Origin of the sequence: Streptomyces sp. NBC_00289, assembly GCF_041435115.1 — a bacterium.
Lineage (GTDB): Bacteria > Actinomycetota > Actinomycetes > Streptomycetales > Streptomycetaceae > Streptomyces.
The window spans coordinates 6799259-6823732 of record NZ_CP108046.1 but is presented as its reverse complement, the minus strand read 5'-3'; the positions used below and the strand labels follow the sequence as shown (position 1 = coordinate 6823732).

General features: G+C 71.8%; 22 protein-coding genes and 1 pseudogene. 5 read left to right on the top strand and 18 right to left on the bottom strand.

The window, feature by feature from the left end; all coding sequences use genetic code 11:
• Positions 1-27: 27 nt before the first annotated feature.
• A complete protein-coding gene (locus OG985_RS30900) occupies positions 28-1350 on the top strand; it encodes a GH1 family beta-glucosidase (protein ID WP_371671625.1) in 1323 nt (440 codons plus the stop codon).
• Positions 1347-2606, top strand: a complete 1260-nt coding sequence (locus OG985_RS30895; RefSeq protein WP_371671624.1) for an MFS transporter — start codon at positions 1347-1349, stop codon at positions 2604-2606. Before OG985_RS30900 ends, OG985_RS30895 begins: the two co-directional genes overlap by 4 nt.
• Positions 2607-2902: 296 nt before the next feature.
• On the opposite strand, the gene era is transcribed toward OG985_RS30895, so the two are convergent.
• Positions 2903-3862, bottom strand: coding sequence for a GTPase Era (gene era, locus OG985_RS30890; protein ID WP_371671623.1), 960 nt, complete (start codon positions 3860-3862; stop codon positions 2903-2905).
• Positions 3863-4036: 174 nt separating this feature from the next.
• Here era and OG985_RS30885 point away from each other — a divergent pair, with 174 nt between their 5' ends.
• Positions 4037-5359, top strand: a complete 1323-nt coding sequence (locus OG985_RS30885; RefSeq protein ID WP_371671622.1) for an ammonium transporter — start codon at positions 4037-4039, stop codon at positions 5357-5359.
• On the top strand, positions 5356-5694 hold the full coding sequence (locus OG985_RS30880) for a P-II family nitrogen regulator (RefSeq protein WP_371671621.1): 339 nt from the start codon (positions 5356-5358) through the stop codon (positions 5692-5694). The genes OG985_RS30885 and OG985_RS30880 overlap by 4 nt, the downstream gene beginning before the upstream one ends.
• On the opposite strand, the pseudogene OG985_RS30875 reads toward OG985_RS30880, so the two are convergent.
• The 13 genes and pseudogenes from OG985_RS30875 to OG985_RS30815 all read right to left on the bottom strand — a co-directional run.
• Positions 5591-6610, bottom strand: a pseudogene (locus OG985_RS30875) (WxL protein peptidoglycan domain-containing protein); the annotation flags it as partial. The gene OG985_RS30880 and the pseudogene OG985_RS30875 sit on opposite strands and share 104 nt — an antisense overlap.
• 91 nt (positions 6611-6701) lie before the next feature.
• Entirely contained in the window at positions 6702-8045 is a 1344-nt protein-coding gene (locus OG985_RS30870) for a beta-xylosidase (RefSeq protein WP_371671620.1), read from the bottom strand.
• Positions 8046-8216: 171 nt separating this feature from the next.
• Entirely contained in the window at positions 8217-8693 is a 477-nt protein-coding gene (locus OG985_RS30865; protein ID WP_371671619.1) for a hypothetical protein, read from the bottom strand.
• Between the two features lie 250 nt (positions 8694-8943).
• Positions 8944-9297: a cytidine deaminase gene (locus OG985_RS30860; protein WP_371671618.1), complete on the bottom strand. Its 354-nt coding sequence runs from the start codon at positions 9295-9297 to the stop codon at positions 8944-8946.
• A 53-nt stretch (positions 9298-9350) separates the two neighbouring features.
• On the bottom strand, positions 9351-10379 hold the full coding sequence (locus tag OG985_RS30855; protein ID WP_371671617.1) for a S66 peptidase family protein: 1029 nt from the start codon (positions 10377-10379) through the stop codon (positions 9351-9353).
• A 44-nt stretch (positions 10380-10423) separates the two neighbouring features.
• Positions 10424-10783 (bottom strand): MmcQ/YjbR family DNA-binding protein, encoded by a 360-nt coding sequence (locus tag OG985_RS30850; protein WP_371671616.1) that lies wholly within the window; start codon positions 10781-10783, stop codon positions 10424-10426.
• Positions 10780-12087 carry a hemolysin family protein gene (locus OG985_RS30845; RefSeq protein ID WP_371671615.1) on the bottom strand — a complete coding sequence of 436 codons (1308 nt, stop codon included), beginning with the start codon at positions 12085-12087 and terminating at the stop codon, positions 10780-10782. The genes OG985_RS30850 and OG985_RS30845 overlap by 4 nt, the downstream gene beginning before the upstream one ends.
• Complete coding sequence (gene ybeY, locus OG985_RS30840) at positions 12084-12581, bottom strand: rRNA maturation RNase YbeY (RefSeq protein ID WP_356038900.1); 498 nt, start codon at positions 12579-12581, stop codon at positions 12084-12086. Before ybeY ends, OG985_RS30845 begins: the two co-directional genes overlap by 4 nt.
• 12 nt (positions 12582-12593) lie before the next feature.
• A complete protein-coding gene (locus tag OG985_RS30835) occupies positions 12594-13652 on the bottom strand; it encodes a PhoH family protein (protein ID WP_371671614.1) in 1059 nt (352 codons plus the stop codon).
• A gap of 252 nt (positions 13653-13904) precedes the next feature.
• Positions 13905-15014 carry a carbohydrate kinase family protein gene (locus tag OG985_RS30830; RefSeq protein ID WP_371671613.1) on the bottom strand — a complete coding sequence of 370 codons (1110 nt, stop codon included), beginning with the start codon at positions 15012-15014 and terminating at the stop codon, positions 13905-13907.
• 105 nt (positions 15015-15119) lie between these two features.
• Positions 15120-15509, bottom strand: coding sequence for a hypothetical protein (locus OG985_RS30825; protein WP_371671612.1), 390 nt, complete (start codon positions 15507-15509; stop codon positions 15120-15122).
• 45 nt (positions 15510-15554) lie between these two features.
• A complete protein-coding gene (locus tag OG985_RS30820) occupies positions 15555-16844 on the bottom strand; it encodes a glucarate dehydratase family protein (RefSeq protein WP_371671611.1) in 1290 nt (429 codons plus the stop codon).
• Positions 16841-17779, bottom strand: a complete 939-nt coding sequence (locus tag OG985_RS30815; protein ID WP_371671610.1) for a 5-dehydro-4-deoxyglucarate dehydratase — start codon at positions 17777-17779, stop codon at positions 16841-16843. The genes OG985_RS30820 and OG985_RS30815 overlap by 4 nt, the downstream gene beginning before the upstream one ends.
• A gap of 104 nt (positions 17780-17883) precedes the next feature.
• On the opposite strand from OG985_RS30815, the gene OG985_RS30810 reads away from it, so the two are divergent.
• Complete coding sequence (locus tag OG985_RS30810) at positions 17884-18669, top strand: IclR family transcriptional regulator (protein WP_371671609.1); 786 nt, start codon at positions 17884-17886, stop codon at positions 18667-18669.
• Between the two features lie 109 nt (positions 18670-18778).
• On the opposite strand, the gene OG985_RS30805 is transcribed toward OG985_RS30810, so the two are convergent.
• The 4 genes from OG985_RS30805 to OG985_RS30790 all read right to left on the bottom strand — a co-directional run bounded on the left by OG985_RS30805 (position 18779) and on the right by OG985_RS30790 (position 24443).
• On the bottom strand, positions 18779-19771 hold the full coding sequence (locus OG985_RS30805) for an adenosine deaminase (protein ID WP_371671608.1): 993 nt from the start codon (positions 19769-19771) through the stop codon (positions 18779-18781).
• Between the two features lie 20 nt (positions 19772-19791).
• The gene (locus OG985_RS30800; protein ID WP_371671607.1) at positions 19792-20697 is read right to left on the bottom strand and encodes a ribonuclease Z; all 906 of its coding nucleotides are present in this window, start codon (positions 20695-20697) and stop codon (positions 19792-19794) included.
• Positions 20698-20703: 6 nt separating this feature from the next.
• Positions 20704-21057 carry a histidine triad nucleotide-binding protein gene (locus OG985_RS30795; protein ID WP_371671606.1) on the bottom strand — a complete coding sequence of 118 codons (354 nt, stop codon included), beginning with the start codon at positions 21055-21057 and terminating at the stop codon, positions 20704-20706.
• A 188-nt stretch (positions 21058-21245) separates the two neighbouring features.
• Positions 21246-24443: a S41 family peptidase gene (locus OG985_RS30790; RefSeq protein WP_371671605.1), complete on the bottom strand. Its 3198-nt coding sequence runs from the start codon at positions 24441-24443 to the stop codon at positions 21246-21248.
• Positions 24444-24474: the final 31 nt, after the last annotated feature.

Below are 24474 nucleotides of genomic sequence, written 5' to 3'. Positions count from 1 at the left end.
TTACCGCTGGTACGGATGATCCGGCGCATGGCGACTGATCCGCGTACGGCGACGAACCCGATATCCCGGTTCCCGGCAGGCTTCCTCTGGGGCGTCTCGACCTCGGCCCACCAGATCGAGGGGGCGGCCGACAAACGGGAGCCGTCCGTGTGGGACGCCTTCACCGCCGAGCCGGGCCGGGTGAAGGACGGCTCGACGGCGGAGGTGGCCTGCGACCACTACCACCGCTACCGCGAGGACGTGGCGCTGCTGGCCGGCCTCGGAGTCGACGCGTACCGCTTCTCGATCTCCTGGCCGCGGGTGAACTCCCCCGACGGCCTCGACTTCTACGACCGGCTGGTGGACGAGCTGTGCGCGGCGGGCGTGCGCCCGGTGCCGACCCTCTTCCACTGGGACCTGCCGGTCGGTCTCGACTGGCTGGAGCGGGACACGGCGTCACGCTTCGCGGACCACGTGTCGCTCGTCGCCGACCGTCTCGGCGACCGGGTGAAGAAGTGGATCACCCTCAATGAGCCCGCCGAACACACCCTGCTGGGACACGCGTTGGGCGCGCACGCCCCGGGCCGGCAGCTGCTCTTCGACGCCCTCCCGGCCGCCCACCACCAACTCCTCGCCCACGGCCGGGCCGTACAGGCCCTCCGCGCGGCCGGCGCCGCGGACATCGGGATCGCCAACTCGCACGGACCGGCCTGGCCGGCCTCGCGGGAGCCGGCCGACGTGGAGGCGGCCGAGTTCTACGACCTGCTGCTGAACCGGCTGTTCTCGGACCCGGTGCTTCTGGGGGAATACCCGCAAGGGATCGGCGAGTTGATGCCGGGAGACGTCTCAGCAGACCTGAAGGTCATCGGGGAGCCCGTGGACTTCTACGGCGTCAACTACTACGCACCGACGAGGGTGGGGGCCCCGCAGGGCGAGGAGATCGAGTTCGGCGGTCTGACCCTTCCGGCCGAACTCCCCTTCACCGTACGGGAGATAGAGGGCCGACCGGTCACGGACTTCGGCTGGCCGGTGGTCCCCGAGGGCCTGACCGAGCTGCTCACCGGCTTCCGCGACCGCTTCGGCGACCGCCTCCCGCCCATCGTCATCACCGAGAACGGCTGCTCCTACCCGGGGATCGACGACCAGGACCGGATCGCCTACCTCGACGGCCACATCCGCGCCCTGCACGACGCCGTGGAAGCGGGTGTGGACGTACGCGGCTACTTCGTCTGGTCGCTGCTGGACAACTTCGAGTGGGCGGAGGGCTACGAGCGCCGGTTCGGGCTGGTCCACGTGGACTTCGAGACGCTGGAGCGGACACCCAAGGCGTCGTACGGCTGGTTCCGGGACGTGCTGCGGGCGCAGAGATGACGACGGCCGGCCCGGCCCTGGACGACGCCCTGGCCGAGCCCGTCGAACGGGTGGGCCGGAGCTGGGCGGCGGCGCTCGCGCTGGCCAACGGGGCGATCTGGGTGGGCTGGTACGGCCCCCTGCAGATCCTGCTGGCCTCGCAGTCGGAGGACTTCGCCCCCGGCACCGGCATGTCCAAGGAGACACTGCTCGCCTGGGTGACCGGCGCGGGCGCGGTGGTGTCGCTGGTCGCCAATCCGCTGTTCGGCGCGCTGTCCGACCGTACGACGGCGCGGTGGGGCCGGCGTACGCCGTGGATCGTGGCCGGCGCCGCGGGCGGCGCGCTGTCGCTGCTGCTGCTCGCGGGGGCGAGCGGGGTGTGGACGATGGCGGCGGGCTGGTGCCTGGTCCAGCTGACGCTGATCGCCGCCTTCGCCGCCGTGACGGCCGCGGTGCCCGACCGGGTACCGCGGCTCCAACGCGGCTCGGTGGGCGGCTGGTTGGGGGCGGCGCAGATCCTGGGCGTGGTCGGCGGGACGGGCCTGGCGACGGTGGCCGGGGGCACCGGGGCGGGCTACGCGGCCTGCGCGGTGTTCACGGTGGTGGGCGTGCTGCCGTACGTCCTGCGCTACCCGGATCTGCGGCTGGCGGCGGCGAACCGGCCACCCTGGTCCTGGCGCGGTTTCCTCGCGGGCTTCTGGCTGAGCCCGCGCCGCCACCCGGACCTCGGCTGGGCCTGGCTGACCCGTTTCCTGATCAACCTGAGCAACGCGCTGGTGCTGCTGTACCTGCTGTACTACCTGCGCGACCGCCTGCACCACGGCGACCCGGAGCAGGGCGTGCTGATCCTCACCGCGGTCAACGGCGTGACCCTGCTGGCGACGGTCGTCGTCGGGGGCGTCTGGTCGGACCGGGTCGGCCGCCGCAAACCCTTCGTGATCTGGTCCGGCGTACTGATGGCGGTGGCGACGGCGGCCCTGGCCGGCTGGCAGACCTGGCCGGGGGCGGTCGTCGCGGCGGCCGTCCTCGGCGTCGGCTTCGGCGTGTTCACCTCGGTCGACTTCGCCCTGATGACGGACGTCCTGCCGAAGGCACGAGACCGCGGCAAGGACCTGGGCGTGATCAACGTGGCCAACGCCCTGCCCCAGGTGATGGCCCCCGCCCTGGCCGCCCCGATCGTGACGCACCTGGGCGGCTACCGCATGCTGTACCTGGTGGCGGCGGCGATCGGCCTGGCGGGAGCGCTGCTGGTGGTCAGGATCCGGGGAGTGGACTGAGCTGGACGGCGTCGCGTCCAGCCCCTCCCCCCTTCAGCCCCTCCGGCGGCACCTTCAGCCCCTCCGGCGGCACCTTCAGCCCCTCCGGCGGCACCTTCAGCCCCTCCGGCGGCACCTTCAGCCCCTCCGGCGGGACCTTCAGCCCCTCCGGCGTTTGAGGAGCGGGGGTCCGGGGGCAGCGCCTCCGGGGCCGGGACGGGAAGGGGCGGCGGGGGCGAGATCCCGGCGGGAGCCAAGACCACCGGCCGCGGACTCCGAGCCGAGAACCCGCCTCCGGAAGAACGAGACCCCAGGTCTCAGAACCCCAGCTTCCGCAACTGCCGCGGATCCCGCTGCCAGTCCTTGGCGACCTTGACATGCAGGTCGAGAAAGACCGGCGTCCCCAACAACGCCTCGATCTGCTTGCGCGACTTGATCCCGACCTCCTTCAACCGCTTGCCCTTGGGACCGATGATGATCCCCTTCTGGCTGGGCCGCTCGATGTAGACGAAGGCGTGGATGTCCAGGAGCGGCTTGTCGGCCGGCCGGTCCTCGCGGGGCAGCATCTCCTCCACCACCACGGCGATGGAGTGCGGCAGCTCGTCGCGCACCCCCTCCAGCGCGGCCTCGCGGATCAGCTCCGCGATCATGACCTGCTCGGGCTCGTCGGTGAGGTCGCCCTCGGGATAGAGGGCCGGGCCCTCCGGCAGCAGCGGGACGAGCAGATCGGCCAGCAGGTCCACCTGCTTGTCGGCGACCGCCGACACCGGCACGATCTCCGCCCACTCGAACCCGAGCTCCTGCCCGAGCTGGTCGATCGCGATGAGCTGCTCGGCGAGCACCTTGCCGTCGACGAGGTCGGTCTTCGTGACGATCGCGATCTTCGGCGTCTTCTTGATGGACGCCAGTTCCTTCGCGATGAAGCGGTCGCCGGGACCGAGCTTCTCGTTCGCCGGCAGACAGAAGCCGATCACGTCGACCTCGGCCCAGGTGGTCCGGACGATGTCGTTGAGGCGCTGGCCCAGCAGCGTCCGCGGTTTGTGCAGCCCGGGGGTGTCCACCAGGATCAGCTGGGCGTCGGGCCGGTGCACGATCCCCCGTACCGTGTGCCGCGTCGTCTGCGGCTGGTTCGCGGTGATCGCCACCTTCTGCCCGACCAGAGCGTTCGTGAGGGTGGACTTGCCCGCGTTGGGGCGGCCGACGAAACAGGCGAAGCCCGCCCGGTGGACGGCCTCCGGCGTTTCCGACGGCTCGGATGACTGGCTGCGAACGCTCATGGTGCCCATTCTCCCTGATCCACGGAGCCCTGCCGTACAGGCGTCCGTCCCCGTTCCTCCCCGTGAGCTTTCGGAAACCCTCACGCAACGAAACGTGACGGAAACACATCCGTACGCAACCGGAAACCGGGGCCGGTGAACCTCTGACGAGCCCCCACACCGGAGGAGACGACCGTGACCCTCGCCGCCCCCCTCGCCGCAGGGCGAGTCGACACCGGCGACACCGCCTGGCTGCTCGCCGCCACCGCCCTGGTCCTGCTGATGACGCCGGGCCTGGCCCTGTTCTACGGCGGCATGGTCCGCACGAAGAGCGTCCTCAACATGCTGATGATGAGCTTCGTGTCGATCGCCCTGGTCACGGTGGTCTGGCTGGCGGCCGGCTACTCCCTCGCCTTCGGGGACGACATCGGCGGCGGGCTGCTCGGCGGGCTGAAGCACGCCGGCATGGCGGGTCTGGGCCCCGACAGCGTCCACGGCACCGTCCCGACCCTTCTCTTCGCCACCTTCCAGCTCACCTTCGCGATCGTCACGGCCGCGCTGATCAGCGGCGCGGTCGCCGACCGGGTGAAGTTCGGCGCGTGGCTGGTCTTCGTGCCGGTGTGGACCCTGCTGGTATACGTTCCCGTCGCGCACTGGGTGTGGGGCCCGGGCGGCTGGATCCTGGAACACCTCGGCGCCCTGGACTTCGCCGGCGGTCTGCCCGTCGAGATCACCTCCGGTGCCTCCGGTCTCGCGTTGTGCCTGGTCCTCGGCCCGCGGCTCGGCTTCAAGAAGGACGCCATGCGTCCGCACAACCTCCCCATGGTCATGCTGGGCGCCGGTCTGCTCTGGTTCGGCTGGTTCGGCTTCAACGCGGGTTCGGCCCTCGGCGCCAACGGCCTCGCCGCGGCCGCCTTCCTGAACACGCTCGCCGCCGGCTGCACCGGTCTGCTCGGCTGGCTCTTCGTCGAGCAGAAGCGCGACGGCCATCCGACCACGCTGGGCGCGGCCTCCGGCGCGGTCGCGGGCCTGGTGGCCGTCACGCCCTCGTGCGGTTCCGTCTCGCTGCTCGGCGCGCTGGTCGTGGGCCTCGCCGCCGGTCTCGTCTGCTCGTACGCCGTGAGCTGGAAGTTCAGGCTGAACTACGACGACTCGCTCGACGTCGTGGGCGTCCACCTGGTCGGCGGAGTCGTCGGCACGCTGCTCATCGGCGTCTTCGCGGTCGACACCATGACCGGCGGCCCCGAGGGTCTCCTCTACGGCGGCGGACTCACCCAGCTCGGCAAGCAGCTGGTGGCGGTCCTCGCGGTGGGGGCGTACGCCTTCCTCGTCACGTACGGCATCGGCAAGCTGATCGACAGGTCACTCGGCTTCCGGGCGAGCGAGGAGCAGGAGCACACCGGCCTGGACCTTACGGTGCACGCCGAGACGGCCTACGATCACGGGGTCCTGGGCCATGGCGCCCCGGTCTCCGCATCCGCCCTCCCCTCCGGCCAGAAGGTCAAGACGCAGGCATGAAGCTCATCACCGCGATCGTCAAGCCGTACCGCCTCGACGAGGTCAAGAGCGCACTCCAGGAAATCGGTGTGCACGGTCTCACCGCGACCGAGGCCAGCGGCTACGGCCGGCAGCGCGGCCACACCGAGGTGTACCGCGGCGCCGAGTACCAGGTCGACCTGGTTCCCAAGGTCCGTATCGAGGTCGTCGTCGAGGACGCGGACTCGGACGCCGTCATCGACGCGATCGTGAAGGCCGCGCGGACGGGGAAGATCGGCGACGGAAAGGTATGGGCACTGCCGGTGGAGACGGTCGTACGCGTGCGGACCGGTGAGCGCGGGCCCGACGCGCTCTGACCAGCAGGACCGCCCCCACCACGGCCACGCCGAACAGGACGGCCGCCACCAGCCACGGCAGCGCGAAGAAGCTCGCGCTCGCCGACTCCCTGGTGTCCTTCGCGCTGGCCGTCAACGTCACGTCCCCCCAGTCGAGTTGGGGTGCGCCCCGCCACGGTTCGGTGAGGTGCACGCGCTGGCCGGGCAGCAGCTCGGCGGGGATCTTCGCGAGGTCGCGGGCCAGCAGCGTACGGCCGAACAGGCCCTTGGCCCGCAGCTCCACCTTCGGGTTCAGGGTGACGTTGCCGGTGTTGCGCAGGGTGTAGGAGACCGTCGCCGTGCTGGCTCCGAGGCCGGGGACGAGGGGCTGGTGATGGGTGAGGTGGACGTCCTCGACGGCGATCGCGGACAGCGCGGGGCCGCCCACCCGGAGGTAGACGCGGGCGCCGACGGCCCGCTGCACCCCGAGCGCGAGGGAACCGTCGCCCTTGTCGATCCGCTCGTCCAGTGCCACCAACGCGCCCGGGTGGTCGCCGGGTTCGGCGCCTTCCGGCACGGCGATCGTGAAGGGCACGGTGATCTTGCCGTGCGCGGGGACGGTCACCCGGGAGCGGGCCGGGCGCGCCCAGGCGCCCACGCCCCGTTGGGTCTCCTTGGGTGTCCGCACCGCGAAGCCGCCGTCGCGCGCGGTGTTGTAGGCGTCGGCCGCGTACAGCCGGAAGGTCAGCGGCGCGCCGGTCTTGTTGGCGACGACCACCTTGTCGCGCAGGGTGGTTCCGGGGTCGGCGGAGAGGTAGAAGTACGGCCGCGCGGCGACCTGCGAGGAGACGGGGTAGACGGACCAGCTGCCGTTGTCCGCGGCGTGTGCGGGGCCGGCCGAGAACACGGCGAGGGCCGCGCTCAGCAGGCTCAGGAGGAGGACGTACGGCTTGCGCATGGGTGCGGACCCCCACGGAACCGGATCGGGGTGGACGGGCGGGTGCGGCCCTGTGCGGACGGGCGCCCGGCCACCGGAGACGGACATACGGTCAGGTGAGCGTGAGGGTGAGAACGCCGGAGTACGTGCCCGGAGGCGTGAACGCCGGCACGTCCAGCGACAGCCCCGCGTCGGCGGTGAACTCACCGCCGGTGAGCGTGCCGTCGGGGGTGGAGGCGAGGGTCGCTCCCGAACCGCCCACCGGGCCCGCCGAACCGGCCTGGCAGGTGCTCGGGCTGGCCGCCTTGGTGGCGCAGGCGGGGGTCCAGCTCAGCTTCCCGGCGTCGATCTTGGCGCCGGGACCGGTGAAGTCGGTGACCTTGCCGGTCAGGGACCAGCCCGCGGGTCCGCCGCGGAAGTCCTTGACGGTCACGGTCCGCAGGGCACCGTCGGAGGCGCCGCCCTTGCCGAAGTCGACCGCGGACAGCTGGACGGCGTCCCCGTCCTGGGACATGGACAGCGAACCGGCCTTCACCGTGGTGGTGATCTTCTGGCTGCCGGCCGGGACAGGTGTGTCGTCGATGACGACGTAGGCCGCGGGGCCCGCTCCCTTGTCCGTGTTCCAGGCCGCGCCCTCGTACGCCACCACGCCCGTCGTCGTCTTGTCGCTGACGGCGAGCGAGCCGCTGAAGTCACCCTGGGCGTCCGCGGTCACGGTTGCCTTGTCCGCGGTCTGGGTGCCGCCGGACCGTCCGGCGAGGGTGACACTGGCGCCCGGGGTGAAGTCGCTGCCGCTGACGGTGACGCTGTCACCGGGCTTCCCGGAGGCCGAACTCAGTGAGATGGCACGGGTGTTGGTCTGTGTTCCGTCGGTGGCGGTGACGGTCTCGGACACGGGTGCGGGCGGATTGGTGACCGTGCACGGCGTGTCCAGTTCGAGGATGTAGCTGGTGTGGATGTTGTAGTCGCCGGGCGAGAGAGTGATCGCGCCGGGCGCGGTGACGGTGAAGGTGCCGGTCATGGAGAAGGACGGGAAGGGTGCCTTGCCGGGCACCGGATCGTTCTTCTTGGGTCCGGCGACGGTGACGCTGCCCGTCTGTGCCCCGCCGAGGGTGACCTTGCCTGACGGCGTCATGATGTCGGCCGGCAGGGCGAGGTCGGTGGGGTTGTTCGCGGCGGGCTTGACCACCGTGTACTTCACGGTGACCGTGTCGCCGACCTTGGGAGCGGCCTTGTCCACCTCGATCTTCGCGGTGGTGGTGCCGTCGATCGGCGGAAGGCCCGCGACCGCGGGCGGAATGCAGTGTGTGGCGAAGTCGACGTCGGCGGACGCGGCGCCGGCCGGAGCGGCCAGCGCACCACCCGCGGTGACGGCGAGCGCGGTCGCCCCGAGCAGCGACGCCCAGCGCCGTCTTCGGGAACCTCGGGCACTTCCGGAACTTCGGGGTGAACCCATGTTGCCCCCTCCTCCAGGGTGCGGGCGCAGCGGCTCTTCTGCGCCGACAGGGGGCATTGAGGTGCGGATCGCGTGAGAAGTCAATGGACATCACGCGAGGAACTGATGGACCGTCAGCTTCCTTGCTTCATTGGAGAACTGACGGCCTGTCGACTCAGTTTCCAACCGCTATCAGCTGAACACGAACGGGCCCGGCGCCTGCGCCCCGGTCGCCGTACAGGTGACGGTGATCCCGAAGACGACCATCTTCAGGGAGCCGCCGTAGAGGTCCAGGCTGTCACCGGAGGCCACGGTCCCGTTGAGCGGACCGACCGTGATCGGGTCGCCGGTGGCCATGGCGGGGTTCACGGCGCCGGAGAAGACCCCGGCGGCACCGGTCGAGTTCGCCATCGTGAGCGTGGAACTGATGCCGTTCGCGCCGATCGGGATCGGCGCGGTGATCGCGGTGGAGGTCAGTTTGAGGGTGGCGGCCGTGCCCGTCTGGGTGGCCGTGAGGGTGGCTGCGCCGCCTCCGAAGAGACCGCAGTTGGCGGTGACGGTCGCCGTCAGCGGGGTGACGGCGACAGCCGAGGGCGCGAGGGCCAGTCCGGTGACCGCGAGGGCCCCGACCAGCATTGCCGCACCTGATCCGATTCGCTTGCCTCTCATGGGATCCGCTCCCTTCCCGAATACGGGAATCCATGTGGGGGGTGGATGGACGGGAGATACCGACGGACCACCGCCCGGGAGGGATGGGTGCGGACACCCTGCCCGAGCCAAATCTGACGGTCCGTCGGAACTTACGGTCCATTGATGCGCGAGAGACACGGGAGAGCAAGGGCGAATTCCGGCCGGGTGACGGTGAGCGCGTTCGGCTTCCTGCGCCTTCAGCCCGCCCGGCGTTGAGAAAGACCTGACCTCAGCCCGCGGTCAGCGTGAGCCGGACCGTCCCGTCCGGCGCGGCCAGCAGCACGGGCGTCCCCGGCCCGCCCAGATCCCGTACGGCGGCCAGGTCCTCGGCCGGCACCCCGTCGGCGTCCGTGACCACCGCCGCCGCCTCCAGGGACTTCGCCCCGGACGCCACCGCCATGGCGACCGCCGTGCGCAACGCGCTCAGCCTCAGCGACTCCAGACCGACGGTCCCGGCGACATACGTACGGCCGGTCTCGTCCCGCACGGCAGCGCCCTCCGGCACGCCGTTGCGGGCCCGGGCCGAGCGGGCCAGGGTGACGATCTTGCGGTCCTCGGGGTCGAGCGCGCTGCTGTCGGTCATGACCCGAGCATACGGAGCGGCACCTCCCCCATCCGCCCGCGGGGGCGCCGCGCTCAGTCCAGGGTCTGGGTGAGCTCGGAGCGGGTGGCCGTGTGCACGACACGGGCCCGCGCCCCGTTCACCAGCGGCAGGTACGGCGGGACGTGACCGCACTCCACGTCGGCGATGATCGGCACGTTCAGCGGACCGAGCGCGTCCACAACGGCCTCGTACTGGGTGAGCGTGGGCGCGTCGGGCGCCCCGGTCCGGCCCACGAGCACCGCGTTCGCCGCGTCGAAGAACCCGGCCAGCCGCATGCCGTGCAGATTGCGGCAGATGGCGAAGGCACCGTCCTCGGCCGCCTCCACGTAGACGAGCAGCCCCTCCGGAGCCGACTCCCGCACGAAGGACGCGACGTCCAGACAGGGCGTGCCCGTGAGATTGGCGAGCGTCTCGACGCAGCCGCCGATCAGCCGGCCCTCGACGTCCACGTCACCGTCGCCGTCCAGTCGGGTCCAGCCGCCGGGAGTGTCGAGCGTGAGCTCGCGTACGCCGGGGTGGAGCCGGTAGTCGTCCCAGCCGGTCGAGCGGTGACGGCCCGGCGGGGTCTGCGTGAACGGCCCGCCCTGCGGCGCGGCGACGACGTCCAGCCAGGACAGCAGCCCCTCGGGCACCCGGTAGGGCGTGTCCATGAGGTTGTTGCCGTGCACGGTCGCCACGCCGGCGCGGAGGGTCAGCGGGGTGATGATCGTCGACATGTCGGAGAACCCGACGACCCAGGTGGGCTCGGCCTCCCGCAGCCTGTCGAAGTCGAGCAGCGGCAGCAGGTCGATCGCGGTCTCCCCGCCCCACGGCGGCACCACGGCCCGGACGGCGGGATCGGTCAGCAGGTCCGTCAGCTCGGCCGCACGCTCGGCGGCCGGGGCGCTGAGGTGCCCCGCGCCGTCCATGCACCGGCCGACGACCACCTCGTACCCGCGCGCCTCCAGGTCACCGATCGCCACGTCGAGCCGTCCGCGCAGCTCCTTCGGGACACCGCTGGACGGAGACGTGACGCCGATACGGTCACCGGGACGCAGGGGGCGCGGGTATCTCACTGTCATGCGCCGGATTCTGACACGCGGTCACGTCGGCGGGACAACGGATTTCAGGGCCGGTCCAGCCGCAGCCGTTCCGCCCTCGGCAGTCCCGCCACCACCAGGTCGTAGGAGTCCTCGACGAGCTCCCGGACCAGCCGATCGGGCAGGTCGCCGTCGACGGTCACCGTGTTCCAGTGGCGCTTGTTCATGTGGTAGCCGGGGATGATCAGACCCGGGTGCTCGCCCCGCAGCCGCACCGCGTCGTCCGGGTCGCACTTCAGGTTCACGGTGAGCGGCCGTGCCTCCAGGCCGGTCAGGGCGAAGAGCTTGCCCAGCACCTTGAAGACGGACGTCTCGGGATTGAACGGGAAGTCCTCCACGGCCGCGTTGAAGGACAGACAGAGGGTGCGCAGCTGCTGGGGCGTCACTCCGGCCTCTTCTCCTCCTCCGGGGGGCCGCCCTGGCCCACCGGCTCCACGAGCACGGTCACGATCTTGTTCCGGCGGCCGGCCGCCGCCTCCGCCGTCAGCTTCAGTTCACGGCCGTCGGGCAGCTCCACCACCGCGGAGGCCCCGGCGATGGGCACCCGGCCCAGCGCCTTCGCGAGCAGGCCGCCGACGGTCTCCACGTCCTCGTCGTCGTACTCCTCCAGGCCGTACAGCTCGCCCAGGTCGGTGATGTCGAGGCGGGCGGTGACCCGGTGGCGGTCGTCGCCGAGTTCCTCGACCGGCGGCAGTTCGCGGTCGTACTCGTCGGTGATCTCGCCGACGATCTCCTCGAGGATGTCCTCGATGGTGGCGATGCCGGCCGTGCCGCCGTACTCGTCGATGACGACGGCGACGTGGTTGCGCTCCTGCTGCATCTCGCGCAGCAGGTCACCCGCGTTCTTGGTGTCGGGCACGAAGGCGGCGGGCCGCATCGCCGTGGACACCAGCTCGCTCTCGGCCTCCCGGCTGATGTGCGTCTTGCGGACCAGGTCCTTCAGGTACACGATCCCGACGATGTCGTCCTCGCTCTCGCCCGTGACCGGGATGCGCGAGAAACCCGAGCGCAGGGCCAGGGTGAGCGCCTGGCGGATGGTCTTGTAACGCTCGATGACGACCAGGTCCGTCCGCGGGACCATGACCTCCCGAACGAGGGTGTCGCCCAGCTCGAAGACCGAGTGCACCATGCGGCGCTCCTCGTCCTCGATGAGGGACTCCTTCTCGGCGAGGTCGACCAGCGCGCGCAGCTCCGCCTCGGAGGCGAACGGGCCGCGGCGGAAGCCCTTGCCGGGGGTGAGGGCGTTGCCGATGAGGATCAGCAGGGACGGGATCGGTCCCATGATCCGCGCGAGCGGCAGCAGGACGTACGCGGCCGCCGTCGCCGTGTTCAACGGGTGCTGGCGGCCGATGGTGCGCGGGGACACACCGACGGCGACGTACGACACCAGAACCATCACGCCGATCGCGGCGAACAGGGCCGGGACGGTCCCGTCGATCGCCTTCAGACAGGCGTAGGTGACCAGTGCGGCGGCCGCCATCTCGCAGGCGACGCGGACCAGCAGCGCCATGTTGAGATAGCGGGTCGGATCCGCGGCGACCTGCGCGAGCTTGGCACTGCCGCGCCGGCCGGAGCGTACGGCCTCCTCGGCGCGGAAGCTGGAGACGCGCGCCAGGCCCGCCTCCGCGCAGGCGGCGAGCCAGGCGACGACGACCAGGGCGATCGCGCCGGCGACGAGCGGAAGGCTCATGAGACGGTCGGGGCCGGGGAGGGACCGGTCAGGCCCTTCTCCGCGCGCCAGCCGTCCACGATGGCTGCCTGGAGGCCGAACATCTCGGCCTTCTCGTCGGGCTCCTCGTGGTCGTAGCCGAGCAGGTGCAGCACTCCGTGGACGGTGAGCAGGTGCAGCTCCTCGTCCATGGAGTGCTGTGTGGGCGCCTCGGTGCCCTGCTTGGCGGCGACCTCGGGACACAGCACGATGTCACCGAGAAGGCCCTGCGGGGGCTCGTCGTCGTCCTTCGACGGCGGACGCAGCTCGTCCATCGGGAAGGACATGACGTCCGTGGGCCCCGGCAGGTCCATCCACTGGATGTGCAGCTGTTCCATGGCGGCGGCGTCCACGACGATCACCGAGAGCTCGGAGAGCGGGTGGATGCGCATCCGTGCGAGCGCGTAGCGGGCGATGTCGAGGATCGCCTGCTCGTCGACCTCGGTTCCGGACTCGTTGTTGACGTCGATCGACATGGGCGTGCTGGTCTACTTCCGCTTGTTACGGGCGCCCTTGTGGGTGCCGTTCTCCGTACCGTTCTCGCTGTCGTACTTCTCGTACGCGTCGACGATACGGCCGACCAGCCGGTGCCGTACGACATCGCTGGACGTGAGCCGGGAGAAGTGGACGTCGTCGAGGCCTTCGAGGATGTCCTGCACCTGCCGCAGACCCGACTTGGTGCCGCTCGGCAGGTCGACCTGCGTCACGTCACCCGTGATCACGATCTTCGACTCGAAGCCGAGCCGGGTGAGGAACATCTTCATCTGCTCGGCGCTGGTGTTCTGCGCCTCGTCCAGAATGATGAAGGCGTCATTCAGGGTTCTACCCCTCATGTAAGCCAGCGGTGCCACCTCGATCGTGCCCGAGGCCATCAGCTTCGGGATCGAGTCCGGGTCCAGCATGTCGTGCAGGGCGTCGTAGAGCGGGCGCAGGTACGGGTCGATCTTCTCGTACAGGGTGCCCGGGAGGAATCCCAGCCGCTCCCCCGCCTCGACCGCGGGGCGGGTCAGGATGATGCGGTTGACCTGCTTGGCCTGGAGTGCCTGGACCGCCTTGGCCATGGCCAGGTAGGTCTTGCCGGTGCCGGCGGGGCCGATGCCGAAGACGATCGTGTGCGTGTCGATCGCGTCGACGTACCGCTTCTGGTTCAGGGTCTTGGGGCGGATGGTGCGGCCACGCGAGGACAGGATGTTCTGAGTGAGTACCTCGGCCGGGGTCTCCTGGCCGTCGCTCTCCCCGTTCTCGCTCGCCCTGAGCATGGCGATCGAGCGTTCCACTGCGTCCTCCGTCATCGGCTGCCCGGTGCGGAGCACCAGCATCATCTCGTCGAACAGGCGCTGGACGAGGGCGACTTCACCGGCGTCGCCGACCGCGTTGATCTCATTGCCCCGGACGTGGATGTCGGCCGCCGGGAAGGCCTTCTCGATCACGCGCAGGAGGGAGTCGCCGGAACCCAGCACGGTCACCATCGGGTGCTGGGCGGGGACGGTGAACTGTGCTCTCGCCTGTCCCTGCGCGGGGGTGTGAGCTGTGGGTGTCTGAGTCATGGGCCGGCTCTGTAGGCCTTGCTCGTCCTCCTCGATACGACTCGCCCGCCACGGGGGCGGTCTGGCGATTTCAAGGGTACGCCGGGGGACTGACAACACCGTAGGGCTTTTAGCTGACCCATTCGGCGAGGCGGTCGGGACCCCGTGCGGCACCACGGTTCCGGGTTTCCTTCGGCACCACGGGAGCGGGCCTCTCCGGCCCCACGGTTCCGGGCTTCCTTCGGCGACCGGTCGGGGCTTCTTCCAGCCCGGTCAGGCCGAGCGGCCGAAGCCGATCGTCGGGACCGCCCTGCGCAGCGGCCAGGGCCGCGACTCCGCGCGGCCCGGCAGCATTCCCGCCAGGAACGCGTACCGGCTGAGCGCCTCCGGATCCTGTTCCTCGACCGATTGCACCGTGCGCCACCAGGCCGCGATCTCCGACCAGCCGGGGGCCGACAGGGAGCCGCCGAACTCCTGGACCGACAGGGCCGCCGTGAGCCCGGCGAAGGCGAGCCGGTCGGCCAGTGGCCAGCCCGCGAGGGTGCCGGTGACGAACCCGGCCACGAAGACGTCCCCGGCTCCGGTCGGGTCGAGGGCCTCCACGGCGATGGCCGGTACCTCGGCGGTCTCCCCGGTCCGCCGGTCGACGGCGTAGGCGCCGTCCGCACCGAGGGTGACCACCGCGAGCGGTACGTGCTCGGTGAGCGCGTGGGCGGCGGCGCGCGGACAGTCGGCTCCCGTGTACCGCATGGCCTCCTCGGCGTTCGGCAGGAACGCCTCGCAGTGCTCCAGGTCCGCGAGGCCCGCCAGGTCCCAGGTGCCCGTGTCGTCCCAGCCGACGTCGGCGAAGACGCGGGTGCCGCGTCGGGCGGCCTGGGCGATCCAGGGGGCCCGCTCGCCGGGCGTGAGCGAGGCGACGGCGGCGCGCGCGTGCGGCGGGCACTCCGGCGCGGGCTCCTCGGGCGGCGGCTCGTGGCCGTGGGAGACCATCGTGCGCTCCCCCTCGTACGCCATCGAGACGGTGACCGGGGAGTGCCAGCCGGGCACGGTGCGCGACGCGGAGAGGTCGATGCCCTCACCCTGGGCGAGGGCGTCCCAGCAGTACTCGCCGTAGATGTCGTCACCGAAGGCGGCGGCGAGCGAGGTTCTCAGGCCGAGGCGGGCCAGGGCGGTGGCCATGTTGGCGACGCCGCCGGGGCTGGACCCCATCCCGCGTGCCCAGGACTCGGTCCCGCGCACCGGGGCGGAGTCGAGCCCGGTGAAGATGATGTCCAGGAAGACGGTCCCCGTGAGGTAGACGTCCCGGGGCGGGTCCTGCGGCGTGCGCAGGGCGGCGAGCGGGTCGACCTGGGGCCGGCCGCGGTGGTCCTCTCCGTCGGACATGGTCACGGTGACTCCCTGGCAGTGCGGTTCAGGCCAGTCTGCACCACACCACCGACATCACCTCGTGGCCTCACCGCGACGCCGCGCGCGGGGCGGCCCGTCGCGTCAGGCGGCCGCGGGGCCGGTCCCCGGCCGGCGTCCGGCGACACGGGCCGCGCCCGGCGTCACCTCGGGTGCCGTGGCCGCGGGGGCCTTCGCCGGCCTCGTACGGGCCGGGTCGTTGCGTCCGCCGCCGCGTACCAGCAGCACACTCAGCGCTGCCAGGAAGCCGACGACGGTCAGGCCGACCAGTCCGGCGCTGGTCGAGCCCGTCGCGTCCTCGATGAGGCCGAAAGCGGTCGGCGTGACGAAGCCGCCCAGGTTGCCGATGGAGTTGACCAGCGCGATGCCGGGGGCGGCGGCCCGCGCGTCCAGGTAGCTCTGCGGGATGGTCGAGAAGATCGGGGACGCGGGCTTGAACCAAATCGCGGGTGGTCCTGGCGGTACTGCCGGCACGAGCGGCTCCGATCGTGTGCAGGGTAGGCAGGGGGAGGGCGGGAGTTACCAGCGCGGCACGGACGGCGTGACCCAGCCCGGCTCGGCGACGCGCATGGCCGCCGCGTCGTCCCGTTCGCGCAGGGAGCCGTCGTCGTCGAGCCAGCGCCGGTGGAGGAACGCCAGCCGGTCGCGGTCGAGTTCGACGCCGAGGCCGGGCCCGTCCGGGACGGCGACCTTGCCGGCCTCGAAGGTCAGCCGCTCGGTGAGCACGTCCTCCGACTGCCAGGGGTAGTGGGAGTCGCAGGCGTGGTGGAGGTTGGGGACGGTCGAGGCGACGTGGGTCATCGCGGCGAGGCTGATCCCCAGGTGGGTGTTGGAGTGCATCGACACCCCGACGCCGAACGTGCGGCAGATGGCGGCGAGTTGCTGGGTGTTGCGCAGGCCGCCCCAGTAGTGGTGGTCGGAGAGCACCACCTGGACGGCGTTCTTGGTGAACGCCTCCTTGATCTCGGCGAAGGTCGTCACACACATGTTGGTGGCGAGGGGTACGGCGGTCTTCGCGGCCACCTCGGCCATGGCGGGCGTGCCGAGCGCGGGGTCCTCCAGGTACTCGAGGACGTCGCCGAGTTCGGCGGCCACCTTCAGCGAGGTCTCCACGGACCAGGCGCCGTTGGGGTCCAGACGCAGCGGGTGCCCGGGGAAGGCCTCGGCGAGGGCGTGGACGGCGGCGATCTCCTGGTCCGGCGGGAAGACGCCGCCCTTGAGCTTGAAGGAGGTGAAGCCGTAGCGCTCGGTGAACCTGCGGGCCTGCTCGACGACTCCGGCCGGGTCGACGGCGGCGCCCCAGTCGTCCTTCTCGGCGGCCACGCCCGCCGGGTGGTCGGCCCACTTGTAGAACAGGTAGGCGCTGTACTCGACGCTGTCCCGGAGCTTGCCGCCGAGCAGCGCGTGCACGGGCAGGCCGAGCGCCTTGCCGAGGGCGTCGAGGCAGGCGACCTCGAAGGCGGAGACGACGGACAGCCTCAGTTTGTCGGCGGTCTGGACGCCACGCAGACCGCCGACGTCGACCTGGCCGGAGACGCGGGTGCCGTCGACGGCCACCTCGTCGGCGAGGACGAACAGGCCGTTGAGATCACTGACCTGACGGCCGGTCAGTTTGGCGGCGAACGGACGGGCCAGCTCCAGGTACTTGGTGTCGCCGTACGTCTCGCCGACGCCGGTGACTCCGTCGGCCGTCACCACCTCCACGATCAGGCGGGGGGTGTACGGCTGGTGGACGCCCTGCGTGTTCAGCAGGGGCGGGTCGGCGACCAGGATCGGGGTCAGCCGTACGTCGGTGATGGTGAGGTTCACAGGGCGGCTCCTACGAGGTCGAGTCCGGCGGTGAGCAGGTTCTCCAGATCGGCCAGGTCGGCGGCCGTCGGGTCGGTGAGCGGGGCGCGGACGGGTCCCACGGGGCGGCCCCGCAGCCGGGCCGCCGCCTTCACCAGCGACACGGCGTATCCCGGTACGCGGTCGCGGAGTTCGACGAGGGGGACGTAGAAACCGCGCAGCAGTTTCTCCACGGTGCCGTCGTCGCCGTCACGGAGGGCGGTGAAGAAGGTGTTCGCGATCTCGGGGGCGAAGGCGTGCACGGCGGAGGAGTAGGCGGGGACGCCGACGGTGGCGTAGGCGCGGGCCTGGATCTCGGCGGTGGAGGCGCCGTTGAAGAAGAGGAAGTCCTCCGGGGCGGCGAGCGTGAGCCGTTGCAGCCGGTCGAGGTCGCTGTGGCCGTCCTTGAGTCCGATGACGTTCGGGACGCGGGCGACGCGCTTCAGGGAGTCGGCGGTGAAGGTGACCTGGCCGCGCTGGTAGGCGATGAGCGGGAGCGTGGTGCGGGCCGCGAGCTGCTCCAGCTGGGCGACCAGGCCGTCCTGTGGGGCGGCGACGAGGTAGTGGGGCAGGACGAGGAGCGCGTCTGCGCCGGCCTCCTCGGCGACGCGGGCGAACCGGACGGCCTGGGCCCATCCGTAGCCGACGCCGGCGACGACGGGTACGCGGCCGGCGGTCTCCTCCACGGCGATGGTGACCACCCGGCGGTACTCGTCCTCGTCCAGGGAGAAGAACTCGCCGGTGCCGCAGGCGGGGAAGACGGCACCGGGGGCGGTGGCGACCTGGGCCGCGAGGTGCGCGCGGAAGCCGTCGGGGTCGAGGGAGCCGTCGTCGTGGAAGCTGGTCAGCGGGAACGACAGCACGCCCCGCGTCATGCCCTCCCGCAGCCGCCGGACCGTGTCGGTGTCGAGGCTCACCCTCGCTCATCTCCCTATGTAGACGCTATCTATGTATGGAGATGGAGATTAGATAGGCGAACGGCACCCGTCAAGGGACCGCCCGGCCCGATTACGATCGGCACATGTCAGAGACAGGCGGCGTCCGCGAGGTGAAGTCCGCGGCGCGCACCGTCGAGCTGCTCGAGGTACTGGCCGAACGCGGCGACCGTCCGGCCCGCCTCCAGGAACTCGCGGACGAACTGGGCGTGCCGCGCAGCTCGATGTACGCGCTGCTGCAGACCCTGATCTCGCGCGGCTGGGTGCGCACGGACGTCACCGGCTCGCTGTACGGCATCGGCATCCACGCCCTGCTCACCGGCACCAGCTACCTGGACTCCGACCCGCGCGTCCGGGCCGTCCGCCCGTATCTCGACGAGGCCTCCCAGGCCCTGGGCGAGACGCTGCACCTGGGCCGCCTCGACGGCCGGCACGTGGCGTACCTGGCGACACGCGAGTCGCACGAGTACCTGCGCACCATCAGCCGGGTGGGGCGGCGGCTGCCGGCGCACGTGGGCGCGCTGGGCAAGGCCCTGCTGGCCGAGCGGGGCGACGAGGAACTGCCCGAGGGTCCGTACGAGGCGCTCACCCCCCACTCACACACCGGCAGGGAGTCCCTGGCGGCGGATCTCGCCGGGGTGCGGGCGCGGGGCTATTCGATCGACCGCGAGGAAGGCGTGGCCGGCATCGTCGGCTTCGGCTTCGCACTGCGCTACGACTCCCCCGTCCGGGACGCGATCAGCTGCTCGGTGCCGGTGGCCCGGCTGACGCCGGAGCACGAGGGGCAGATCGTCGCGGTGATGCGGGAGATCAGGGGCAAGATCGAGGCGACGGCGCCGGGCGCGGGGGGCGCGCCTCACTGGCGGCAGTAGGCCCGACCGGGCGGCTTGTTCAGCCGGCCGCGGTAGCTCGGCGGCCCCACGACACGGCGGGACCCCGGCAGGCGACGGCCCACCGGGGTCCACACGGAACGGGCCCGGCCTACCGGAACTCGTACGCCTCCACCTCGGCGAGGTACCGCGCCCGGCGTTCCTCGTCGTGTTCCAGGAAGGAGGCAAGGAAGGAGTTGCGGGCCAGCTCCCGCAGCCGGTCCTCGCCCAGGCCGAGGCTCCGGTGTACGGCGTCGAAGTTGTCGCCCGCGTAGCCCCCGAAGTAGGCGGGGTCGTCGGAGTTGACCGTGCAGAGCAGACCGGCGTCCAGCATGGCCGGCAGCGGGTGGTCGGGGAGGACGTCGACCGTGCGGAGCCGGACGTTGGACAGCGGGCACAGGGTCAGCGGGACGCGGTCGCGGACCAGCCGCTCGACCAGCGCCGGGTCCTCCATGCAGCGCAGGCCGTGGTCGATCCGCTCCACGCCGAGCACGTCCAGGGCCTCGGTGATGTACTCCGGCGGTCCCTCCTCGCCGGCGTGCGCCACGCGGCGCAGCCCGAGCGCGGCGGCGGCCTCGTACACCGCGCGGAACTTCGCCGGCGGGTGCCCGACCTCGGCCGAGTCGAGCCCGACGCCGACTATCCGGTCGAGGTACGGCTTGGCCGCGTCGAGTGTTTCCAGGGCCGACTCGGCGGACTCGTCCCGCAGGAAGCACATGATCAGCTGGGTGGAGACGCCGTGCGCCGACTCGCTCGACTCCAGCGCCCGCCACAGCCCCTCGACGACCGTGTCCATCCCGACGCCCCGCGCGAGGTGCGCCTGCGGGTCGAAGAAGATCTCCGCGTGCCGCACGCCCTGCGCGGCCGCCCGGGCCAGATAGGCGTTCGCCAGGTCCGTGAAGTCCCGCTCGGTGCGCAGGACGGCCATGAGCTCGTAGTACAGGTTCAGGAAGGACTGCAGGTCCTGGAACCGGTACGCCTCGCGCAGCTCGTCGGTGTCGGCGTACGGCAGGGCGACGCCGTTGCGGGCGGCCAGCTCGAAGGCCAGCTCCGGCTCCAGAGTGCCTTCGATGTGCAGGTGCAGTTCTGCTTTCGGGAGGGACATCGAAGTATCGTACGGGTGTTTTATCGCCGTTTCGGAACCGGGACTCTCAGCAGGTCGTGCGCCACGGTCAGCTCCCCCTCGAAGCCGGCCGCCCGCGCCTGCCGCTCGAAGTCGTCCGGATCGGTGTAGCGCTGGCTGAAGTGGGTGAGCACCAGGTGCCGTACACCCGCGTCCCGCGCGACCCGGGCCGCCTGACCGGCCGTCAGGTGACCGTGCTCCACCGCGAGCTTCTCGTCCTCGTCGAGGAACGTGGACTCGATGACCAGCAGGTCGCAGCCGTCCGCGAGCGCGTACACGCCGTCGCACAGCCGGGTGTCCATGACGAAGGCGAACCGCTGCCCCCGGCGCACCTCGCTGACGGCCTCCAGCCGCACCCCGCCGACGGCCCCCTCGCGCTGGATGCGGCCCACGTCCGGGCCCTTCACACCGAGTGCGGCGAGCCGGTCGGGCAGCATGCGGCGGCCGTCGGGCTCGACCAGCCGGTAACCGTAGGACTCGACGGGGTGGGAGAGCCGGCGGGCTTCGAGGGTGTAGGCGGGCGCTGTCGCCAGGACGCCGTCCGTGTCGACCGGGGCCTGGGTGAGCTCGACCGTCTCGCGGTAGGCGGTCGCGTAGCGCAGACGGTCGAAGAAGTGCCGGCCGGAGAGCGGGTAGTGGGCGGTGATCTCGTGCGGGACCCGGTCCAGGTTGATGCGCTGGATGACTCCGGCGAGACCGAGGCAGTGGTCGCCGTGGAAGTGCGTGACGCAGATCCGGTTCAGGTCGTGGGCGGCGACCCCGGCCCGCAGCATCTGGCGCTGGGTGCCCTCGCCGGGGTCGAACAGGATGCCCTCGCCGTCCCAGCGCAGCAGGTAGCCGTTGTGGTTGCGGTGCCGGGTGGGGACCTGGCTGGCGGTGCCGAGGACCACCAGTTCACGTACGGACATGGCTCGCTATCCGGGGGGCCACTGCATGCCACGGCCGCCCAGCACGTGGGCGTGGACGTGGAAGACGGTCTGGCCGGCGCCGGGGCCGGTGTTGAAGACGACCCGGTAGCTCTCCAGCTTGTCCTCCTCGGCGACCGCCTTCGTCTCGCGCAGGACGTCCGCGGTGAGCGTGGGGTCGGCCTCGGCGAGCGCGGCGGCGTCCCGGTGGTGGGCCTTGGGGATGACCAGGACGTGGGTGGGCGCCTGGGGGTTGATGTCCCGGAACGCGACGGTCGTCTCGGTCTCCCGGACGATCGTCGCCGGGATGTGCCCTGCGACGATCTTGCAGAACAGGCAGTCGTCCTGCGGCTCCCCTGCCATGGGTGTCTCCTCACGCGCGGTGATCTCTGACGTCGGCATCGTATCGACCGCCACCGCCTTTCCTCGCCCCCGGCGCCCCGTCCCGACCCCGCCCGAGGCGCCGGGTTTTCACCGCACGCCCGGCGTTCGAGGACGAGGCCCGCTCACGGCCGAAGCGGAGGTCCGGGGGCGGCGGCCTCCGGGGTCGGTCACGGCAGCGAAGGGGGCGTCTTGGCGGGCGTCTCCTCCAACGCGGCCAGCGCGAGCGCGATCGCCTTGTCGAGCTGGGCGTCGCGGTCCGCCGCGTAGTCCTGGGGGCGTTGCACGACCTCCACGTCCGGGTCCACGCCGTGGTTCTCCACGCCCCACTCGTAACCCTCCAGCCAGAACGCGTACTTGGGCTGGGTGATGAGCGTGCCGTCGACCAGGCGGTAGCGGCTGTCGATGCCGACGACGCCGCCCCAGGTGCGGGTGCCGACCACCGGGCCGATGCTCAGCGCCTTGATCGCCGCGTTGACGATGTCCCCGTCGGAGCCGGAGAACTCGTTGGCCACGGCGACGACGGGCCCGCGGGGCGCGTCCTGCGGATAGCTGACGGGCCGCATCCCACGCGGCAGGTCCCAGCCGACGATCCGGCGGGCGAGTTTCTCGACGACCAGCTGGGAGGTGTGCCCGCCGCGGTTCTCGCGGACGTCCACGACCAGACCCTCGCGGGTCACCTCGACGCGCAGGTCACGGTGGATCTGGGCCCAGCCGGGCGCCTGCATGTCCGGCACGTGGAGGTAGCCGAGCCGGCCGCCGGATCGCTCGTGGACGTAGGCCCGCCGGTCCGCGACCCAGGCGTGGTAGCGCAGCGGTTCCTCGTCCGCGACGGGGACGACGACGGGGTGCCGCAGGTCGCCGCCGCCGGACGGGGAGATGGTCAGCTCGACCGCCTTGCCCGCCGTCCCGACCAGGAGCGGGCCAGGTCCGGTGACCCGGTCGACGGGGACTCCGGAGACCGCGACGATCGCGTCCCCGGCGCGCACCGCGACACCGGGCGCGGCCAGCGGCGAGCGGGCGTCGGGGTCGGAGGTCTCCGTGGGCAGGATCCGGTCGATGCGCCAAGTCCCGTCCTCGTGACGGGAGATGTCCGCGCCCAGGAGCCCCTGCCGGGCGCCGCCGCCGCGTCCGCCGCGCGGGACGACGTAGGCGTGCGAGGTGCCGAGTTCGCCCTGCACCTCCCAGAGCAAATCGACCAGGTCGTCGTGGGTGGCGACCCGGTCCAGCACCGGCCGGTAGCGGTCGAGTACGCCGTCCCAGTCGACCCCGCCGAGGTCCGGCCGCCAGAAGTGGTCGCGCATGATGCGGCCGGTCTCGTCGTACATCTGCCGCCACTCGGCCGCCGGATCGACCAGCTGGCGTACCCGGCCGAGGTCGACGGTGATGTTGGTGTCGCTGTCCTCGTCGTTCGAGGCGCGCCGGTCGCTGGGGACGACCTTGAGCCGGCCGTCCGTCCACAGCAGGACACGTTTGCCGTCGCCGCTGACCGCGAAGTGGTCGGCGTCGGCGGCGAGGTGCTCGATGCGCTGCTGGGCGAGGTCGTAGCGCTCCAGCTCGGTGTTGGGGTCCGGGTCGTCCGGGGTGGCCCGGGACGACCCGAGCACCCCGCGCACGGGGTGCCGCAGCCACAGCACGCCGTCCTTGGCCGCGCGCAGGTTGGAGTAGCGGGCGGCCTCGACCGGGAACGGCACGAGGCGGTCGGCCAGACCCTCCAGGTCGACGCGGGTGGCGGGGGTCCCCTCGCTGTCCGGCGTCTCGTCCTTGTCCGGCGCCTCGAAGGGGCGGCCGTGCCGCTGCGGTCCGAAGGGGGACGGCGTGGTCGCGGCCAGGGTGATCAGGTGCGGGCGCACACCCTCCACGAACGCCAGGTCGAAGACGTGCTCGTCGTAGACGGGGTCGAAGGAGCGGGTCGACAGGAAGGCGAGGTGCTTGCCGTCGAGGGTGAACGCGGGCGCGTAGTCCTTGAAGCGCAGCGGGGTGGCCTCGGTGACCGACAGGTCGGTGGTGTTGGCGAGCCGGAGCTGACGCAGCGGGTTGGTGCCGGGGTGCGACCAGGCCAGCCATGCGGAGTCGGGTGAGAAGACCAGCCCGGACACGTCTCCGTCCTCGCTGCGGTCGACCTCGCGGACCTCGCCGCTCTCGCGTTCGACGAGCAGGACGCGTCCGTCGTGCGCGGCGACGGCGGCGCGGCTGCCGTCGGGTGCCATGGCGAGGCCCAGGACCCGGCCGAGCTGTCCGGCGGCGAGCCGGCGCGGGGTCGCGCCGGGCGCGAGACCGGTGGCGGGCGCGAACTCCAGGGCGTCCTCGCCCTCCGCGTCCGTCACCCACACCACCCACTCCCCGCCCTCGGCGCGGAAGGTGCGCGGCAGCCGGGCCCGGACCCCGGGCTGGGCGGCGAGCGCGCGGGCCGGGCCGGAACGGTGGGTGACCCAGTGGACGGCACCGCGGACGGCGACCGCGCTGCCGCGCGCGGTGTGGTCGGGGGCGGCCGAGCCGAACCAGCGGGCGGCGTTGACCGGGAACGGCTGCCGGTCGGTGCGCTGGCCGCCGAGCCGGATGTCCAGCCTGCGGGGTTCGGCGCCGTCGAGGTCGTCGAGCAGCCACAGTTCACCGGCGGACGCGTACACGATCCGGGTGCCGTCGCCGGCCGCGTGCCGGGCGTAGAACCCCTCGAGGGGGGTGTGCCGCCGCAGGTCGGACCCGTCGGCGAGGGAGGAGTACAGCGCTCCGACGTCCTCGTGGTCGGACAGGAAGGCGATCCTCTCCCCCGCCCACACCGGGTACTCGATGTTGCCGTCGAGGTCGGCGTGCAGCCGGACGAACTCACCCTCACCGTCGGGGTCGATCCACAGCTTGCCCGCCGTGCCGCCCCGGTAGCGCTTCCACCAGGCGGCCTCGCGCCCCATGGGCGCCGACAGCAGGACCAGGGCCGGTCCGTGGGCGACGTCGCCCACGGGGCCGTAGGGCAGGGTGGTGGCGGGTCCGCCGTCGAGCGGGACGGCACGCGCCCAGGTCCGGCGCAGGCTCGCCTGGCCCTGGGTGCTGATCGCGAGGACCTGCCCGTCCGGGGTCCAGCCGCGCACCTGGGTCTTGGAGCTGCCCCAGTAGGTCAGGCGCCTGGACGGCCCGCCGTCGACCGGGGCGATGTGCACCTCGGGCGCGCCGTCCCGGGTGGAGGTCCAGGCGACGGTCGTCCCGTCGGGCGAGACGCGGGGCTGGGTGACCGGCACGTTGTCGGCGCTGACCCGCCAGGCGCGGCCGCCGTCGAGGGGGGCGAGCCAGACGTCGTCCTCGGCGGTGAAGGCGACCAACTCGCCGTGCAGGTGGGGAAAGCGGAGGTAGGCAGGTGTGGGCGACTGTGTCACGCGATCACCCTATGCAGCGACCGCCCGCTCC

What these genes read in the sequence shown, in the direction of transcription:
- OG985_RS30900 (WP_371671625.1), top strand. Translation starts at nt 28, where the DNA reads ATGGCGACTGATCCGCGTACGGCGACGAACCCGATATCCCGGTTCCCG.
- OG985_RS30895 (WP_371671624.1), top strand. Translation starts at nt 1,347, where the DNA reads ATGACGACGGCCGGCCCGGCCCTGGACGACGCCCTGGCCGAGCCCGTC.
- era (WP_371671623.1), bottom strand. Translation starts at nt 3,862, where the DNA reads ATGAGCGTTCGCAGCCAGTCATCCGAGCCGTCGGAAACGCCGGAGGCC.
- OG985_RS30880 (WP_371671621.1), top strand. Translation starts at nt 5,356, where the DNA reads ATGAAGCTCATCACCGCGATCGTCAAGCCGTACCGCCTCGACGAGGTC.
- OG985_RS30870 (WP_371671620.1), bottom strand. Translation starts at nt 8,045, where the DNA reads ATGGGTTCACCCCGAAGTTCCGGAAGTGCCCGAGGTTCCCGAAGACGG.
- OG985_RS30865 (WP_371671619.1), bottom strand. Translation starts at nt 8,693, where the DNA reads ATGAGAGGCAAGCGAATCGGATCAGGTGCGGCAATGCTGGTCGGGGCC.
- OG985_RS30860 (WP_371671618.1), bottom strand. Translation starts at nt 9,297, where the DNA reads ATGACCGACAGCAGCGCGCTCGACCCCGAGGACCGCAAGATCGTCACC.
- OG985_RS30855 (WP_371671617.1), bottom strand. Translation starts at nt 10,379, where the DNA reads ATGACAGTGAGATACCCGCGCCCCCTGCGTCCCGGTGACCGTATCGGC.
- OG985_RS30845 (WP_371671615.1), bottom strand. Translation starts at nt 12,087, where the DNA reads ATGAGCCTTCCGCTCGTCGCCGGCGCGATCGCCCTGGTCGTCGTCGCC.
- ybeY (WP_356038900.1), bottom strand. Translation starts at nt 12,581, where the DNA reads ATGTCGATCGACGTCAACAACGAGTCCGGAACCGAGGTCGACGAGCAG.
- OG985_RS30835 (WP_371671614.1), bottom strand. Translation starts at nt 13,652, where the DNA reads ATGACTCAGACACCCACAGCTCACACCCCCGCGCAGGGACAGGCGAGA.
- OG985_RS30830 (WP_371671613.1), bottom strand. Translation starts at nt 15,014, where the DNA reads ATGTCCGACGGAGAGGACCACCGCGGCCGGCCCCAGGTCGACCCGCTC.
- OG985_RS30810 (WP_371671609.1), top strand. Translation starts at nt 17,884, where the DNA reads ATGTCAGAGACAGGCGGCGTCCGCGAGGTGAAGTCCGCGGCGCGCACC.
- OG985_RS30805 (WP_371671608.1), bottom strand. Translation starts at nt 19,771, where the DNA reads ATGTCCCTCCCGAAAGCAGAACTGCACCTGCACATCGAAGGCACTCTG.
- OG985_RS30800 (WP_371671607.1), bottom strand. Translation starts at nt 20,697, where the DNA reads ATGTCCGTACGTGAACTGGTGGTCCTCGGCACCGCCAGCCAGGTCCCC.
- OG985_RS30795 (WP_371671606.1), bottom strand. Translation starts at nt 21,057, where the DNA reads ATGGCAGGGGAGCCGCAGGACGACTGCCTGTTCTGCAAGATCGTCGCA.